The 15956-nt window shown below is 28.1% G+C and carries 13 protein-coding genes and 2 pseudogenes; 3 read left to right on the top strand and 12 right to left on the bottom strand.

All coding sequences use genetic code 11. From position 1 onward, the window contains the following. Together HMPREF3186_RS00660 and HMPREF3186_RS00655 are read right to left on the bottom strand one after the other, a co-directional pair. Positions 1–188 (bottom strand): annotated as a pseudogene (locus HMPREF3186_RS00660) (ribitol-5-phosphate dehydrogenase); the annotation flags it as partial. 1 nt (position 189) lies between these two features. After that, positions 190–897: an IspD/TarI family cytidylyltransferase gene (locus HMPREF3186_RS00655; protein WP_060913456.1), complete on the bottom strand. Its 708-nt coding sequence runs from the start codon at positions 895–897 to the stop codon at positions 190–192. 165 nt (positions 898–1062) lie between these two features. On the opposite strand from HMPREF3186_RS00655, the gene HMPREF3186_RS00650 reads away from it, so the two are divergent. Together HMPREF3186_RS00650 and HMPREF3186_RS00645 are read left to right on the top strand one after the other, a co-directional pair. Continuing rightward, positions 1063–2544: an oligosaccharide flippase family protein gene (locus HMPREF3186_RS00650; protein WP_060913455.1), complete on the top strand. Its 1482-nt coding sequence runs from the start codon at positions 1063–1065 to the stop codon at positions 2542–2544. Between the two features lie 13 nt (positions 2545–2557). After that, positions 2558–4033 carry an MBL fold metallo-hydrolase gene (locus tag HMPREF3186_RS00645; protein WP_060913454.1) on the top strand — a complete coding sequence of 492 codons (1476 nt, stop codon included), beginning with the start codon at positions 2558–2560 and terminating at the stop codon, positions 4031–4033. A 19-nt stretch (positions 4034–4052) separates the two neighbouring features. Here HMPREF3186_RS00645 and HMPREF3186_RS00640 read toward each other — a convergent pair whose 3' ends face one another. The 9 genes from HMPREF3186_RS00640 to HMPREF3186_RS00600 all read right to left on the bottom strand — a co-directional run bounded on the left by HMPREF3186_RS00640 (position 4053) and on the right by HMPREF3186_RS00600 (position 14497). Next, positions 4053–4766: a LicD family protein gene (locus HMPREF3186_RS00640; protein WP_060913453.1), complete on the bottom strand. Its 714-nt coding sequence runs from the start codon at positions 4764–4766 to the stop codon at positions 4053–4055. Position 4767: 1 nt separating this feature from the next. Next, complete coding sequence (locus tag HMPREF3186_RS00635) at positions 4768–6924, bottom strand: LicD family protein (protein WP_060913452.1); 2157 nt, start codon at positions 6922–6924, stop codon at positions 4768–4770. A gap of 7 nt (positions 6925–6931) precedes the next feature. Continuing rightward, positions 6932–7894, bottom strand: a complete 963-nt coding sequence (locus tag HMPREF3186_RS00630) for a glycosyltransferase family 2 protein (protein ID WP_060913451.1) — start codon at positions 7892–7894, stop codon at positions 6932–6934. Then, positions 7878–8723: a LicD family protein gene (locus tag HMPREF3186_RS00625; protein WP_060913450.1), complete on the bottom strand. Its 846-nt coding sequence runs from the start codon at positions 8721–8723 to the stop codon at positions 7878–7880. Before HMPREF3186_RS00625 ends, HMPREF3186_RS00630 begins: the two co-directional genes overlap by 17 nt. 34 nt (positions 8724–8757) lie before the next feature. After that, complete coding sequence (locus tag HMPREF3186_RS00620) at positions 8758–9546, bottom strand: hypothetical protein (RefSeq protein WP_060913449.1); 789 nt, start codon at positions 9544–9546, stop codon at positions 8758–8760. Between the two features lie 178 nt (positions 9547–9724). Further along, positions 9725–10939 (bottom strand): DegT/DnrJ/EryC1/StrS family aminotransferase, encoded by a 1215-nt coding sequence (locus HMPREF3186_RS00615; RefSeq protein WP_060913448.1) that lies wholly within the window; start codon positions 10937–10939, stop codon positions 9725–9727. Between the two features lie 148 nt (positions 10940–11087). Next, positions 11088–11768, bottom strand: a complete 681-nt coding sequence (locus HMPREF3186_RS00610; protein WP_060913447.1) for a sugar transferase — start codon at positions 11766–11768, stop codon at positions 11088–11090. Between the two features lie 120 nt (positions 11769–11888). Next, positions 11889–12899: an acyltransferase family protein gene (locus HMPREF3186_RS00605; protein WP_060913446.1), complete on the bottom strand. Its 1011-nt coding sequence runs from the start codon at positions 12897–12899 to the stop codon at positions 11889–11891. Next, positions 12899–14497: a hypothetical protein gene (locus tag HMPREF3186_RS00600; protein ID WP_231724127.1), complete on the bottom strand. Its 1599-nt coding sequence runs from the start codon at positions 14495–14497 to the stop codon at positions 12899–12901. Before HMPREF3186_RS00600 ends, HMPREF3186_RS00605 begins: the two co-directional genes overlap by 1 nt. Before the next feature lie 171 nt (positions 14498–14668). Between HMPREF3186_RS00600 and HMPREF3186_RS09585 the strand changes: the two genes are divergently transcribed. Beyond that, the gene (locus HMPREF3186_RS09585; protein ID WP_060913444.1) at positions 14669–15718 is read left to right on the top strand and encodes an acyltransferase family protein; all 1050 of its coding nucleotides are present in this window, start codon (positions 14669–14671) and stop codon (positions 15716–15718) included. A gap of 76 nt (positions 15719–15794) precedes the next feature. Here the strand turns inward: HMPREF3186_RS09585 and HMPREF3186_RS09490 are convergent. After that, positions 15795–15956: pseudogene (locus HMPREF3186_RS09490) on the bottom strand (choline-binding protein); the annotation flags it as partial.

Here is a 15956-nt window from a genome sequence, read left to right as displayed (position 1 = left end):
AGTGCCATAGGTAGTTTTTTAGCTAGTACCTTTGGATCTCTTTTCCCTTGGTAGTATCTCTGGTCTGCGTGACATAGTGCCATGTAGTTTGGACGGATGATGATTTTATCACCATCGTTTATGTTCTCTTCGTTGTATTTTACATTAATAAATTTCGGTTTAATTAATTGATATATTTGATTTATCATATTATTCGTCCTCTAGCATACTCTTAGCTATCTTAAGGTCAGTTACTGTAGTTATTTTGATATTTGAGTATTCTCCCTTAGCTAGTGCTACTTTTTTCCCTTTTATAACGAATATTTTACATGCATCTGTAAGTATTTGTTTTTCTTCTTTATCTAATGAATTATATAAGTTTAAGAAATCTAAACATTTGAAACTTTGAGGTGTTTGCCCTTGATAATAGTGAGCTCTATTAGGAATGTTTGAAATGTGTTCTCCGTCAGTACTTTCTACAATTGTATCAACTGCTTCTACTACTGTGTCTACTGCATCACTTTCTTTAGCTAGACGTATGTTATCTTTAATAATTCTAAGTGTAATGAATGGTCGAACTGAATCATGAGTTACGATAATATCCTCATCAGTTAAAGGTTTATATTCATTAATTCTGTTTATGATATTTTCAATCGTTGTATTTCTATCAACACCACCAGATGTAATAATGATTCTATCAGCAAACGCTGAAACATATTGTTCCACTAAGTCTTCAGCATGAGATACCCAATCTTCATGAACACCGACTACGATTTTTTCGATTTCAGGCTCTAATAAGAACTTCTCAATTGTATGAATAAGTATTGGCTTCCTACCTAATTCTAGGAATTGTTTTGGCATGTTGCTTATTCCCATTCTAGTTCCTGTTCCACCAGCTAATATTCCTGCATATATCATTTTTTCGCTCCTTTTAAATACTATTTTTTCAATATATTATCTATTTTATTATATCATATAAAAACAATAAACTTCAAAAATCTTCCATCAAACCCATAATTTTAAGCTAATGAATTGAAAATATGATATAATGTAAAATAGAATTTTAGAAAGGATTTCCTTTAAATGAAAAGTATAAAAGTTAATGCATTAGCGAGTTTAATGGTTAACGTTCTAAACATAGTTTTCCCATTAATCACTAATCCTTACTTGACCAGAATACTTAGTAAATCTAACTACAGTTATTTCAATACAGCAAATACGTGGGCTAGTTTTATAATACCACTTGCTGCATTCGGAATATATAACTACGGTATTAGATCAATAAGTAAAGTAAAAGACAATAAAAATAAAATTAACTACATATTTTCAAAACTATTCTATATATCAGTAGTAACCTCAATTACGATAACTACTCTATATTTTATATTTATCAGCGTAGGCACACATGATACTGAAAATCTAAAAATCTTATACTATATACTTGGAATTCAAGCCTTATTCCAATTTTTAAATATTGAATGGATGAACGAAGCATACGAAAACTACACATTTATTCTCTATAAAACTTTATTTATTAGAATTGCAATGTTAGTATCAATCTTCGCATTCGTAAAAACAGAAGATGACATTATACCATATGCAATCATAATGAGTGCTACTACAATCTTAAACTATCTACTAAGTTTCTTATGGATAAAAAGAGAAGTTTCATTTGTTAAGATTAATATTAAGGACTTATTAACATCTACAAAAGCACTAACTACAATGTTATTATTAGCAAACGCTAATATGCTTTATACACTGCTTGATAGAATGTTTATAACAAAAAGCCCAGATGAAAACTATATATCTTACTATACAATCGCATCGAGTATAGTAATGCTTATCGCAGGTGTTCTTAGTGGAGCCTTAAATGTCAGTCTTCCTAGATTAGGTTATTATTTAGGAAGAAAAGAGCACGATTCTTATGAATATTTAATCAGACAAGGATCTTCCCTATTCTTCTTCCTGATGATACCAACTAGTATCGGAATAATGATTCTAGGAACATATGCAACTGTTATTTATTCATCAGATAAATATTTAGAGGCAGGAATAGTAACGAGTATATTTGCGATTAGAACTATTATCTGGGCTATTGAAATGATATTAGGAAAGCAAATTATATTTATCAACGATTTCGAAAATAAATTGACTTCATTTTACTTTATCGGTGGTGGATTAAATGTAGTGTTAAATTCAACACTATACTTCTGTAATATTTTTAAACCAGAATACTATATTGGAACAACAATACTTGCAGAAGGATTAGTAGTATTGTTAGAAATACAATTTATTAGAAAACATAATCTAATAAACTTATCAGCTGTATTTTCTTCACTTTACAAATATCTTGTAGTATCACTTGGCTTTATTCCAATATACTTCATTACAAAATTTGCATTCCACATTAATTCTTATGAAATCACATTAAACATGCTTATTATGGTCTGCACAGTTATAGCAATCTGTGGAATTTATTATTTAGCTATCCTAACCATACTAAAAGATTCAACAATAAACTATGCGATAAATATGGTAAAAAGTAAAGTTAATAAAAACTAATAAAGGAGTACTTATGAAAACCTTAAAAACACTTATTATAATCATATTAGTATCTATGACTTTTCTTCCAACAGTACATGCAAATTCTGATGATAAACTACATATTATAACTGTTGCCGAATGGTCTGACGCGATGATATTAGAAAGTAATGGTCACTATGCAATGATTGATACTGGAGAAGATTTTTCATATCCAGATGGTTCAAATCCTCGATATCCCGATAGAGAAGGTATAACAAAGGATAAAGATAAAATCACACAAGATAGATTATTTGCCCACATTAAACAATTAGGTATTAAAAAATTTGATTTCATCATTATTACACATGCCCACTCCGATCATGTCGGCTCTGCACACGATGTTTTGAAAACTATCCCTACGGAGAAACTTTATATAAAAAAATATAGTGACGATAGAATTTCTGATAAAACAAGACTTTGGGATAATTTATATGGATATGAGAGAGCATTAGAAGCAGCAAAAGAAACTAATACTACTGTAATTCAAGACATTACTGAAAAAGATTCACACCTAATGCTAGGGGATATAAAAATTGACTTATTAAATTATGAAAATGAATACGAGAGTGATGGTTCATTAAAAAAAGTATATGACGATAATTTAAATTCAATTCTAGCAATAGTAAACATAAACAATACTAAGACTTTCTTAGGTGGGGATTTAGAAAATACTGAAAGACACCTTGAAGAAAAATTTGGCCCATTAATCGGTCAAGTAGATGTTATGAAATTTAATCATCATGTAGAAACAACAAAATCAAATACAAAAGAATTTGTGGATAAACTTAATCCTAAAAAAATTATTAAAACAGGTATTAGACCTGTAGAAGAAAAATATGCTGAATATCTAAAACAAAAAAGTATCAGCATTATAAATGCTGGTCAACTAGACAGAGCAGCAATTTCTTTAGAGTTCAATAATGGGGAAGTAAAAGATATTTCTAATGATTATCCTCACTATGGATTCTATAATGAGAACAATACATTAAAATTTAAAAATTGGAAAAATGAAGCCCCAAAAGATGGATGGACACAGCATAATGACAATTGGTATTACTTCTTTAATTCTGGATCTGTCGGTGTTGGTTGGAAACAACTTGATAATAACTGGTACTATTTTAATAACGATGGTTCTTTAAGAACAGGTATTGTAGAAGATAATAGCAACCTTTACTATATCGACAAAAATAACGGTATGTTGACAAACTCTTGGAAAGAAATTGATTCAAACACAAATTACTATTTCAAAAAAGATGGTAGAGCTGCAAAAAATGAATGGGAAAACTTTTATCATTTTGAAGCTGATGGAACTCTAAGTAAAAATAAATGGATTGGTTTACTTCATACAAATAAAGATGGACGACTTAGTCTTTCTGATTATAGAAACTATCCACTTTCAATTGTGCTATTAGCAATAATCATATATATAAGTTATAAAATAAAAAATAAAAAGCATCGTGAATATTAAAATCACGATGCTTTCTTATTTAATTTCTCTTTAACACAACCTCCGCTAACTCTGCATTCTCGCTCTTATAAATCGGATTTTCTTTCCAATTATAGTTAGTATTAGGAGTTTTAAAATCATCTCCATATAAAGTTCGTAAATACTCCTCTGTGTTAGTCGGAACCTTTACTTTTAGATTTTTAAAATCACACTCTTTTAAACCTGAAAATGGAATTTCATAGTGGTAAACCTCATATCGAGTAGGATTTCCCAATGCATTTGTCATAAAAAATATTGTGTCAGAAGATACTTTATCATCTTCCTTTTTATAGATAATAAAATCTACATTAAGTCCTTTATAGCTGTAAGATAATTCAACTAAATCTTTATCGAAATAAAACTCTTTTGTTCGTTTAAAGCCGTTTTCAGCAAGATATTTTTCTATACCTTCAAATTCTTCTAAACTTGAAACTTGAACTCCGAAATCCATATCTAAATCATGACTTATAAAATCATTTTCTCGGTAATAACCTAATAATGTTCCAAAGTCCAACCAAATATTATAATCCTTCAAATCAGAACTATAAACAGTATTCAGAATTTCCTCAAAGTTCTCTTTTAGTAAATTACTTCTCTTAGAATCTAACTCAATATTTGCTTTCTCATTTAATTTTTTTATTAAAGGGAAGTTTTTAACAACATCTTTTTTATCACCTAAAAAACTAGCTAAACTCCTCTTAAGCCATTGCAACATACTAATTCTCCTTCTTAATATACGCTACAAAATCATCATGTTGTATTCTTTTTTCTAGTGGAGGAATCTCCATATAGTCCGAACCATAAATTGCAGTTAAAATATGATCATATTCTTTTGGAATATTATAAATTCTATCTTCAAATTTACATTCAACTACTTCATCTAATGCCTTAGCATATATCTTAGTACTATATTTTTTAGATTCCATCAGATAATCAATATATTCACTATTAACAGGTACTTTAGAACAATCATTTAATTTCTTATTCCATGATTTTACTCTCGTTAATCTGAACACAACTAACATTAGATAACGAATAATATTCTTTATTCCCGCTTCTTTATTTCTTATTCCATATAAAGTATATACAGATAATCTACGATACATATCTAATTTTGCAATTTCTTTATTTACATCTTTGTAGTCATCAAAAGGAAATACATCTACACAGATACCTAATTCTATATCATTTTGTATGTAGTTATTTTCATAAACAGTTCTACTATCATAGACTCTGTAGAATGGATAAGGATATCTAGAATCGTTTTCCCAAGAAACAACCTTATAAATACTATTATTATCTTCTAAAATTGCTTGGTATAATTTATCATATTCATTTCTCTTTAAAGCAATATCCAAATCATCGTCCCACGGAATAAATCCTTTATGCCTTACCGCACCTAACAAACTTCCATATGCTAATGAATAATTAATACCTTTTTCTTTACAAATATTATGAATATAATCCATAATTCCTAATTCTACTTCTTTAATTTCATCAATATCTAATTTTTTAAAATTGCTTTTATCTATACTCACTATAGAATAGAAATAACCTGCCATTAAAAATAGAATGATACCTAATAATGAAATTCCATAAAATGTAGAACTTAAGAATAGATTAGACACTAGAATTACCATTAATATCATAATCATTGATAATAAATCTTTATTTACTAAATTTTCTTTTTTATCTCTAAATATTCGTTTTACCATTGATATAAAAAACGATAAGACAAAGATTCCCATTGAAATGAATCCTGCTAATCCATTATAAAATAGAATTTCTAAATATCCATTATGAGTAAGATAATGTTCTTTTATTATATACTCATCTGGATTCGTCTTTTTACCTATCTCATACCAGTTTCCACCTGAGTAACCAAAGATAGGTTTTTTAGGTACGAAAGACGCTGTAGATTTCCAAATTGCAAATCTATTATTAGAAATATTCTCTTCACTTGTATCTGTTCTTTCAAGAGAAAGATTATTATCTTTATTTTCTAACTTTTTATCTTGAACTTCTAATCTTTCTTTATTGTAATGTAAATATTGCTCACTAGTGAAATTAACAGCTTTATAACTGAATAACACAACTACTATCGCCAATACTACTTTAAATAGTGATTTGATATTTCCTTTTTGATAAAACATCACTATTGAATATATAACAGCCGCTATCATCATACAGATAAACGCAGTTCTTGAACCTGATAACACTATATAAATAAAATTCAATACAATAGCGACTATACTAATATATCTATATACTTTCTCAAAACTACATACTTTAAGAACTAAAAATATAATCACTATTAACGAAATTAAAGAAAGATAGTTAGGACTTGCTAAAATACCAAATAGCCTAGACTCTACAAATCCCTGTCTAATATATAATCCTTTATAGTCATGTACTCTATAACCTTTCAATAATAAGAATTGAATTAATGACACTAATACTCCAAAAGTATTAAGTACAGTAACTGTATAGAAAAAGTAATCATATATTTTTTTACCTTCTTCTCTAGTAATTCCTGTAAATATAGGGAATACAGTTAAGAAATAAATATAAAATATTAATGCATTTTTTATATTTGTAGAATAACCATAAGATATCACTAGAATGCTAGTAATAATATTAAAAGCAAAAAATAGTAATAGGTACTCTATTGTTTTTATCTTTAGATAAACTTTCTTAATAACTAAGTTATACGTTGCCAAAAGAATTCCAAGTAATGTCATTCCGCCTGCAACAATCTTGTTAGCTGAAATAAATTGTAGTGGCACTATTAGACCACACATACAATAAACAGCAACTATTAAAATAAATGCCAGATTTATTTTAAAATAATTTTTTTCTATTAGTTTTAACATACTCTAATTAATATCCTCTCTTCTCTATTATTTTTCTATATAGATTTCTATTCAATAATAAGGCAACAAATCCAATTTTTCTACCTTTTGTAAATAATGAATCTGTTAAAATACTCTTACTATGATCTTTTAAATACGATATTAACTTATTTTCTAATTTTTTATCATTATAATCTTTATCTAACAATAACCTATCTAATACATAGAAATACGCCCAATTCATCCTCATCTGAGCTACTTCTTTTAATTCAGGATATTTCTCTAAAATAATCTCTTTATTCTGTTCATAAGCTTCTATTACATTTAAAAACTTAAGCGAAAATTTTTGGGTAGTAATGCTATTTTCTCTATGGACATAGTAATATTTTTTCTCATTAGTTGCTACTATTTTATTACACTTATCTAATAACTTTATCATAATAAATGCATCTTCAGCGATTTTCCCAATTTCAAATTTCAACTCTGAAAATAAACTCTTTTTATATAATTTATTAACAGCTGTTACAGACAATATCTTGGCTTCCATAACCATTTTAATAGCTTCTTGAGGACTAAGTTCCCATATTTTCTTATCAGAAACTTGTGCCTCAGGAACATTATTATAGACATCATAATGTCCACACATAGATAAATCTGCGTTTGCAGCTTTTAGATTATTTATCAGCAGTTCATACATATCTTCATCTATGTAATCGTCACTATCTATAAATCCAATTAACTCCGCTTCTGCTACATCTATACCAACATTCCTCGCATCAGACAATCCACCATTCTTCTTATGAATAACCCTTATTCTATCGTCTTTCTTTGCTAATTCATCACAAAGTTGTCCACTGTTATCAGTAGATCCATCATTGACTAAAATAATTTCTAAGTTTTTATAAGTTTGATTGATTATTGAATCAACACAGCGTTCTAAGTATTGTTCTACATTGTATACCGGTACTATTACACTAATTTTTTCGTTCATAATATTCCCCTTTATACTTAAGATAACTATTTTCCATATCCGCTATAACTACATCATGATGTGGTACTTGTTTTTCTTTCGGTGGAGGTGTCATATAATCACCAAATGCTGTTTTCAGATAAATATCATATCCTACAGGTATTGGCATTTTAGTATTTTCAAAATCTATAAAGATATTATCTTCAAATGCTTCAATTGGATATTTCTTTTTCATATATCCTGGACCTGTACAAAGCTCTGTTATTCCATCACTTTCTTCAAGCGTATATTTCATCATTTCTTTTTCAGCTTTTTTCCAAATCATATAACGTAATTTGCTCGGTGTTAAACCTAACAGAATAGTACTACCCCATTTCATAATTGCTCCATGTTTTTCTGGAATAGTCTGAGCGCAGAATAACGAATAAATCAATGCCCAACGAACTTGTTTTTTTCTATCCGCTTCATTTTTTGGATAATAATCTAGAGGAATAACATCTAATGCTAAACCATGTGGCATATCTAAATCTTGTTGATATGGTTTTATACATGTTGTTTCTCTATCACGAATCGTGATAAATAAATTTCTATCAACAAAGTTACTATCACTTTTTGATAAGAAATATTGTTCTTTCGCATATTTTCTCCAAAGTTCCGGAAGTTTCTCATAATCTTTTCTAGGCATGAAAAAATCTAAGTCATCATCCCAAGGGATAAATCCCTTATTACGAAGTCCACCAATAGCTCCACCACCACAAAGATAACAAAGTAAGTCATGTTCTTTACAAAATTCTACAAAATACTCAGCCATTTCTAAACTTTTATTTTGTATTTCTTTTAAACTACTCACCTACTACAATACCTCCGTTCTTATATTTTTTATTCTACTTTTCATCATCAATCTCTCTTCTATTTAAATATTTACCAACAAATAATCCTAAATAGTACTTTACATCAACATTATTAAAGTATCCACCATTTAATTCGTTTATACTCAAGTTCTCATATATTTCATAAATATAACCCATATTATCGCAAATAAATTTAGCCTTTTCTCTATTAGTTTTCGAGTCTCTGTCTTCCGTCGCATTCAATATAATAAATCTTAATATACCTATTAATAAATCTGTAGATTCAACACCTATTTCTATATTTTTCTTTACTAATTTACTTTTAATTATCTTATACGACTTATTTCTATAGATAGAATGAATATTCAATTCTCTTTTTAAATTGAACGCTATATTGCTGTTCTCATATTGAGATGAATATTCCGTATACAGCGTGACATTAATATTGGAATAACTTCCAAAATATCTTAGAACCCCATATATTGCTCTTTCAGGTAATTTAGAATAAATCATATGATCCAAATAACCAGCATAAAGTGGATGTGTTTGATAGTTTGACATCTTATAAAGAATGCAATTCAATCGTATATATTTTGCATGTTTCGATAACAAAATCAATAACTCTGTATAATCTTCAGTATCTTTCTTATTAAATTTTGTAAAGTGAATCTTTAATTCTTTACTTCTTAATTTCCCTGTTATCTTATTAAATTCTTCCGAATTATATATGTCATTCGGTATTGCCAAAGCGCCCACTATTGAAACCTTATTTCTTTCATTTGTACCTGATTCATCTAGAAAAATATATAAATCATTTTTCATAAAAAGAAATCCCCCTTTTTATTTCTACTTATCGATTGACTATTCTAGCATATTATGTTTTAATTATAGATGTAGATAGGTAGTTTTTTTCTATGTAGGAATAACGCCTAAAAATAATATCATCATAAAATTCTAAGTTATCCATGTGGGTATTTAGAATTTTTTTTATTATATAGCTTTAACCCACTACCTCCTCAACTATTTCCTTGAAGTTTTCAATAATAACAGCTACATCTTCATCGCTAAGTCTAGTATGTAAAGGTAATGTTATTTCTTTTACATAATAATTATAGGCATTAGGATATTTTTCAATGTTGAATCCTAAGTTTTTATACGCAGTTAATAACGGTAATGGTTTGTAATGAACATTACAACTAATTCCACGCTCTGCCATTTTAACGATGATCTCACCACGTTGCTCAAATGTAGCACCTTCAACATGAGTAATATACAGGTGCCCACAAGATTTATAATCTTCTGAACTATGACTTAGAGCTGTAATTCTTGTCCCTTCGAATCCTTTGTTATATTGACTAATAATGTCTTCACGACGCTCTAAAAGTTCTGGATAACGATCTAGTTGAACTAATCCAATAGATGCTGCGATATCAGTTAAGTTGCATTTATATCCAGGAATTACAATATCATATTCCCAAGATCCAGCTTTAGTTTTTGCTAAAGCATCTTTTGTTTGACCATGAAGAGAATATATTTGGTATTCTCTATATAACTCTTCATTATCAAAGTTTTCATTTTGTTTCCAAGTTACACTTCCACCTTCAGCTGTAGTGAAGTTCTTCACAGCGTGGAATGAGAATGTAGTAAAGTCAGCAACAGAACCAATTTTCTCACCTTTATATGCACTTCCTAAAGCATGTGCTCCATCAGCTACAATAGCTACTCTACCAAGTTTCTCTTGATATTCACCACGTGCTTTGAATAAGTGTTTTTTACTCTCTACTACTTCAAAAATTTTATCATAATCACATGGAATTCCTGCTAAATCAACAGGAATAACAGCTTTAGTATTCTCAGTAATTGCATTAGCTAAAGCATTATAATCCATCTCGTGGCTATCTTCAGCAATATCAACAATAACAGCTTTTGCTCCAACATGATAAATCACACTACAAGAAGCTGTATATGTCATCGCAGGAACGATTACCTCATCACCTTCACCGATACCTAAAACACGTAACGTTAATTCTAACGCTGCAGTTGCTGAATTAAGACAAACAGTTTTCGGTGTATTAGTAAATTCAGATAATCTTCTTTCTAATTCTTTTGTCTTCGGTCCTGTTGTAATCCAACCTGATTTTAAAGTGTCTATTACTTCGTTAATTTCTCCATCACTAATATCTGGTGGTGAAAATGGTATATTATATTTTTTCATTTCAAACTCCTAATTATTTGTTTCTACTCTTATCAATAAAAAAACACAAGAGACTAATAATGTGGAAGGCCTCTTGTGTTTCTTGATTGAATTATCTAGATATTATTATACAATATAATCTATTATAATCAACTAAAAAGCCTTGATTTTATTTAACAACCGCAATAGCAGTCCTTATCATTATTTTAATATCATTTATAACACTGAATTCTTCAATGTACTTTAAATTATATTTCATCTTGTCTGGAAGAATTTCCTCCACATAGATCTCATCTACACTTCTTCCACTTCCTTTGAACTTCTCAATAACTTCGTCTTCATCTTTGTATTCGATACTCGCTGGAGAAGTTATCCCAGCAGGAAGAAGTAATGTCGCATTCATTTCATCAGTGTACTTATCTACATATTTCGCTACTTCAGGTCTTACTCCTACAAAACTCATATCACCTACAAATACGTTGATAAGTTGAGGCAGTTCGTCAAGACGTAGTTTACGTAGCTTATGTCCTACTTTACTAATACGAGGATCATTGTGCTGTGTAACAGCTGTCCCAAGCTTGTCCGCATCTTTAACCATAGTTCTAAACTTAAAGATTCTAAAAGTTCGACCATAAGTTGTAATGCGCTCTTGCCTATAAAATACAGGACCTTCACTATCAAGTTTTATCCAAATGGCTATTCCTAAAATTATCGGCGATAAAGGAATAAGCAAAATCAATGCCAACATCTTATCAAAAATCAACTTCAGAAATAACGATATCTTCTTCTTCTCAATCGAAGCTCTATACTTTTTTACCGCTTCTGTTTCAAATCTATTATCAATGTTCATCTTTCACCTTACTTATTTAACTGAATGTTTACAGACAGTTTTTCAAATTTATTCCATGCCTTTATTATAACATATTTCTAGATATAACAGAAGAAAACTCGGTAAAAAAAGACAACCAAATTAGGCTGCCTTAAATGATTTTCCAATAATAAATGGGAAAGTATTATTAATTATCTTAGTAATTAATTCACACAATATTATCGCTAATAATAACTCTACAATAGCTACTATATAATTACTAACAAATATTCCTGTATACTTACCAGCAAGTTGTTCCATAATTATGTCTAAAATATATAAAACTATCGGTGAATGATATGCATAATATATCAATGTGTTGCTACCAATTCTCTCTAATATTGGTATATTTGGAATATTTTTGAATAATATAAAACTTGCCCAGATACCAAAGAACGCAGCAACAAAATATAAGAAAGCCGAATTAATCTGTTGGTAATAAAGATCTACTCTAGTGTTATAGACTCCACATATAATACTTACTGCAACAACTGGTAAAAAATATGCTTTTCTGAAATACCTTTGTAAAGTATCTAGATCTTTTCTTAATATATATCCAGATAAAATAAATATTGATGCATACGGCACAAGATCAAAACTCCAAATTAACCAAAATTCCATCTCATATAGTTTTTTTCCTAAACTACCACATAATATAAGTACAATATATACAATTATATATTTATATAATGTATCACTATATTTTATCGCAAAATAACAAACTAGTTCTGCTAAGAATAACACATTTAAAAACCACAGTTGATAATAAATATGCATTCTATCAGCTACTATCATGGCTTTTATAAAATGTATAATATCTATTTTCAAAATAAATTGCGGTTGCAAAATAAATGATTTAATAAAAAATATAGAAATATTCATTAAAAAGCAAGGTATAACTATAGTTTTAAATTTTCTAGCAAAGAATTCAAAGAACGATTTATACTTGGCTACATTTAAAGTCATTCCAGATAAAAAGAAAAATAAAGGTATATGGAATATATATAGTAATAATTTCACCTTGGCTGGAGTGTATCCCATGTGACCAGCTATTACTAAGATTATGCAAAAAGCCTTCAACATATCGATATATTTAATTCTCTTACTACTCATTACTTATCACTCCTTAATATATATATATTCATATCATTTGAAATATCACTTTCTTTTACAAAGTAAACATCCTTATTATAATTTTCTTTAAACAATACTCTAATTTTATCGAAAGCACTAGAGTCCTTGGGTAAAATAAATTTAATATTATCACTATTTACCGCACTAGAAAGTACATTATTTGTATCTTCAACTCCGAATCCTTTTAGTTTATTATGATATTCAGGCGAAAATGTTTGCCAGGTCCCAAAAGTTATTATGTTTTTTGTTAACTTATCAGTCTCAACAAAAACCTTGCTAACATTAAGCTGCGAACTAACTAAGTTTCCGTATCCTGAAATAATATATAAATTATCTTTATTATTGACTAGTACATTGTTATAATCCTTATTAAAATCATGAGAATGATAATTAAACCAATACAATTCATTTTTTCCATAGTTCCATATAGAGCCCATTAATAGTATGCATAAAATTGTAAAGATAATATTTTCTAGATTATTCAATAATTTATAGTTTCTTTTTGTAAACAACTTATTCCCATATACAATAAAAATAAATAGAGCTAGAATAATAATAGGTATATAAACTCTCTCTACTACTCTTTGCCTAATTATTAGCGCCGTTAGTAGCGCTACAGGACTCAAAAATAGCAAATATCCATAATAACTTTTAGATTTATAAAATATAAAAACAAGAAGTACAAAAAATGTAAACAACTTATAAAACTCATTAGAAAAGTACTCAAGTATTATCTTTTTAATCGAAAAATTATATTTTTCTGATACTGACCTTACTTTATCAAGATTGTCTAACAACTCATTACTAAAGATTTGTTTTTCTGAGAAAATCCACGAATTATGACTTACTAATGTATTTTCAGTAATACCAATCTTATCTAGACTTTCTTTTTTTTCAGAATAATCAATAGCAGGATAGTCTCTTATTAAAGTACTCTTTTCATTCCATTCTATATAAGATTTCTCAACATCATTACTTTGTATGAATAACCAATTGGTTAAACTTACAATAAAAATTGTACTAATTAAAATACCTGTTTGTTTTACTTTTTTATTCCTAATTAGTTCAAATATAATTATCACTAAACATATTACTAAAAGACTGGGTATTATTTGAACTCTAAGAGAGATACCGATAAATATAAGTATAATAGGAAAAACTATGTTTTTTTCTTTATAAAGTAAAAATATTCCAGAGATAGATAATAAATAAGCAACCACAGAATATGTAAAATATTTTAATAAAGCAAACTCTATTACTAAAACTATTATCCATAGAACTATTTTATATTTTCTATCTCTCATCAGATAAAGCAAACATGAAAAACTTATACTATACGCTAATACTAAAAAAACGAAATAAACATTAACATTTGAAAATAAACTTTGAAATATTACTAATATCCTAGTTAATACTATTCCCATGTAGGGAAGTAACATATATTCTTTATTTAAAATCGAATAATTAATTGTAACATCATCAACAGCATGATAAATGTAACCATATAAATATCTATATAGCACTATAATAAATAATGGTATACCAATTGAAATTATTAGCGAGGTAGTTTTCTTCACTATTTACCTGCCCCCTTCCCTTAAAATATAATATTCAAAATTTAATAACACTAGTATAATACTATAATTAAAAGGTTTTTTCAAATTATAGCTGATTTTACTTTCCCTATACTATACTATTATATTTTTTTATGATATATTGTTACTAATATAATTTCTTCGAGGTTTATTATGAATTTTCCAAAACGAAACATTAATATCGATATTATTAAAACATTTTCCCTACTATTAGTTATTGGTTTACACTTTTTTCTATACACAAAATTTTACTCTGTAGAATATACACTCATTAGTATACCCTTTATTACTGTACGTAATATTACAATGACATGTGTTCCTTTGTTTATTGTTGTTACTGGTTACTTAAATAAGGATAAAACTTGGAATAGAAAATATTATTTAAATATTGGTCGTATTTATCTACTATATTCACTTGCTATATTTATTTTAACATTAGTAGACAATAAATATGCTATTAATACAATTTTATTTAAAACTACTCTTATTAATATCTTAAATTATAAATACTACGGATGGTATATTAATATGTATGTAGGTCTAATGTTAATCGCACCTATTATTAATATATCTTTTAAAAATATGACAGATATAACTAGAAGGCACGCAATGTTAAATATTATATTAGCTATATCTATACCAGTTACCTTATTAAATTTATTTTATGGTATTAGATATTCTATCTTAGGTTATATTTTGCCAAATTGGTGGTCTCTTACATGGCCTCTTTTATATTATATTATAGGGGTATGTTTTTCATATAATAAAAATATATTAAATAGAAATTCTAAGTTTACTTTAAAATTACTTGCTATAACAAGTATATTATCAGCTCTAGTTTATTACAAATTTCAGATATATGTTGAATCTGGACTTCATATTAACATCTTCATAGTCATCATAACAACATGCATCTTTTCATGGTTGCTTAGTCTAAATATTAATATACCCAAGAAAATTAAACCTGGTATAATATTCATTTCTAATAACACATTATTAGCATATCTGCTTTCGTATATTGTGGACAATATTATATACCCTTATGTGAATCTGATTTCTAATATGAATGTGAGATTCAGTCTATTTCCTGTAGTCGTAGTCCTGAACTTCATACTGACTATAATCCTTGTTATAATAGTTAGGGCGTTATTATCAATATTACGAAAAATATACCTTCTTAGTAAGATTTCTTCTCCAAAATAAATAATAAGAGCTTTAGCTCACCTAATCGGTGAACTAAAGCTCTTATTATTATATTAATTCTTTTTATAATTTCTTCCTATTCGTCTTGCAAATCGCTTATAGGTGGAAGCGACGGAACCCAAGCTCCATCATTTCCTACATAATAACGGCCACCATCCACATATCTATTAGTAACCATTCTTCCATCTGATCCTAGCCAATAATTCCCTGCCCATGCATTTCTTACTGCTGATCCATT

This window comes from Gemella haemolysans (assembly GCF_001553035.1).
Taxonomy (GTDB): Bacteria; Bacillota; Bacilli; order Staphylococcales; family Gemellaceae; genus Gemella; species Gemella haemolysans_B.
The sequence above is the reverse complement of the archived record's forward strand: the minus strand, read 5'-3'. Positions and strand labels throughout refer to the sequence as shown.

What these genes read in the sequence shown, in the direction of transcription:
- HMPREF3186_RS00655 (WP_060913456.1), bottom strand. Translation starts at nt 897, where the DNA reads ATGATATATGCAGGAATATTAGCTGGTGGAACAGGAACTAGAATGGGA.
- HMPREF3186_RS00650 (WP_060913455.1), top strand. Translation starts at nt 1,063, where the DNA reads ATGAAAAGTATAAAAGTTAATGCATTAGCGAGTTTAATGGTTAACGTT.
- HMPREF3186_RS00645 (WP_060913454.1), top strand. Translation starts at nt 2,558, where the DNA reads ATGAAAACCTTAAAAACACTTATTATAATCATATTAGTATCTATGACT.
- HMPREF3186_RS00640 (WP_060913453.1), bottom strand. Translation starts at nt 4,766, where the DNA reads ATGTTGCAATGGCTTAAGAGGAGTTTAGCTAGTTTTTTAGGTGATAAA.
- HMPREF3186_RS00635 (WP_060913452.1), bottom strand. Translation starts at nt 6,924, where the DNA reads ATGTTAAAACTAATAGAAAAAAATTATTTTAAAATAAATCTGGCATTT.
- HMPREF3186_RS00630 (WP_060913451.1), bottom strand. Translation starts at nt 7,894, where the DNA reads ATGAACGAAAAAATTAGTGTAATAGTACCGGTATACAATGTAGAACAA.
- HMPREF3186_RS00620 (WP_060913449.1), bottom strand. Translation starts at nt 9,546, where the DNA reads ATGAAAAATGATTTATATATTTTTCTAGATGAATCAGGTACAAATGAA.
- HMPREF3186_RS00615 (WP_060913448.1), bottom strand. Translation starts at nt 10,939, where the DNA reads ATGAAAAAATATAATATACCATTTTCACCACCAGATATTAGTGATGGA.
- HMPREF3186_RS00610 (WP_060913447.1), bottom strand. Translation starts at nt 11,768, where the DNA reads ATGAACATTGATAATAGATTTGAAACAGAAGCGGTAAAAAAGTATAGA.
- HMPREF3186_RS00605 (WP_060913446.1), bottom strand. Translation starts at nt 12,899, where the DNA reads ATGAGTAGTAAGAGAATTAAATATATCGATATGTTGAAGGCTTTTTGC.
- HMPREF3186_RS09585 (WP_060913444.1), top strand. Translation starts at nt 14,669, where the DNA reads ATGAATTTTCCAAAACGAAACATTAATATCGATATTATTAAAACATTT.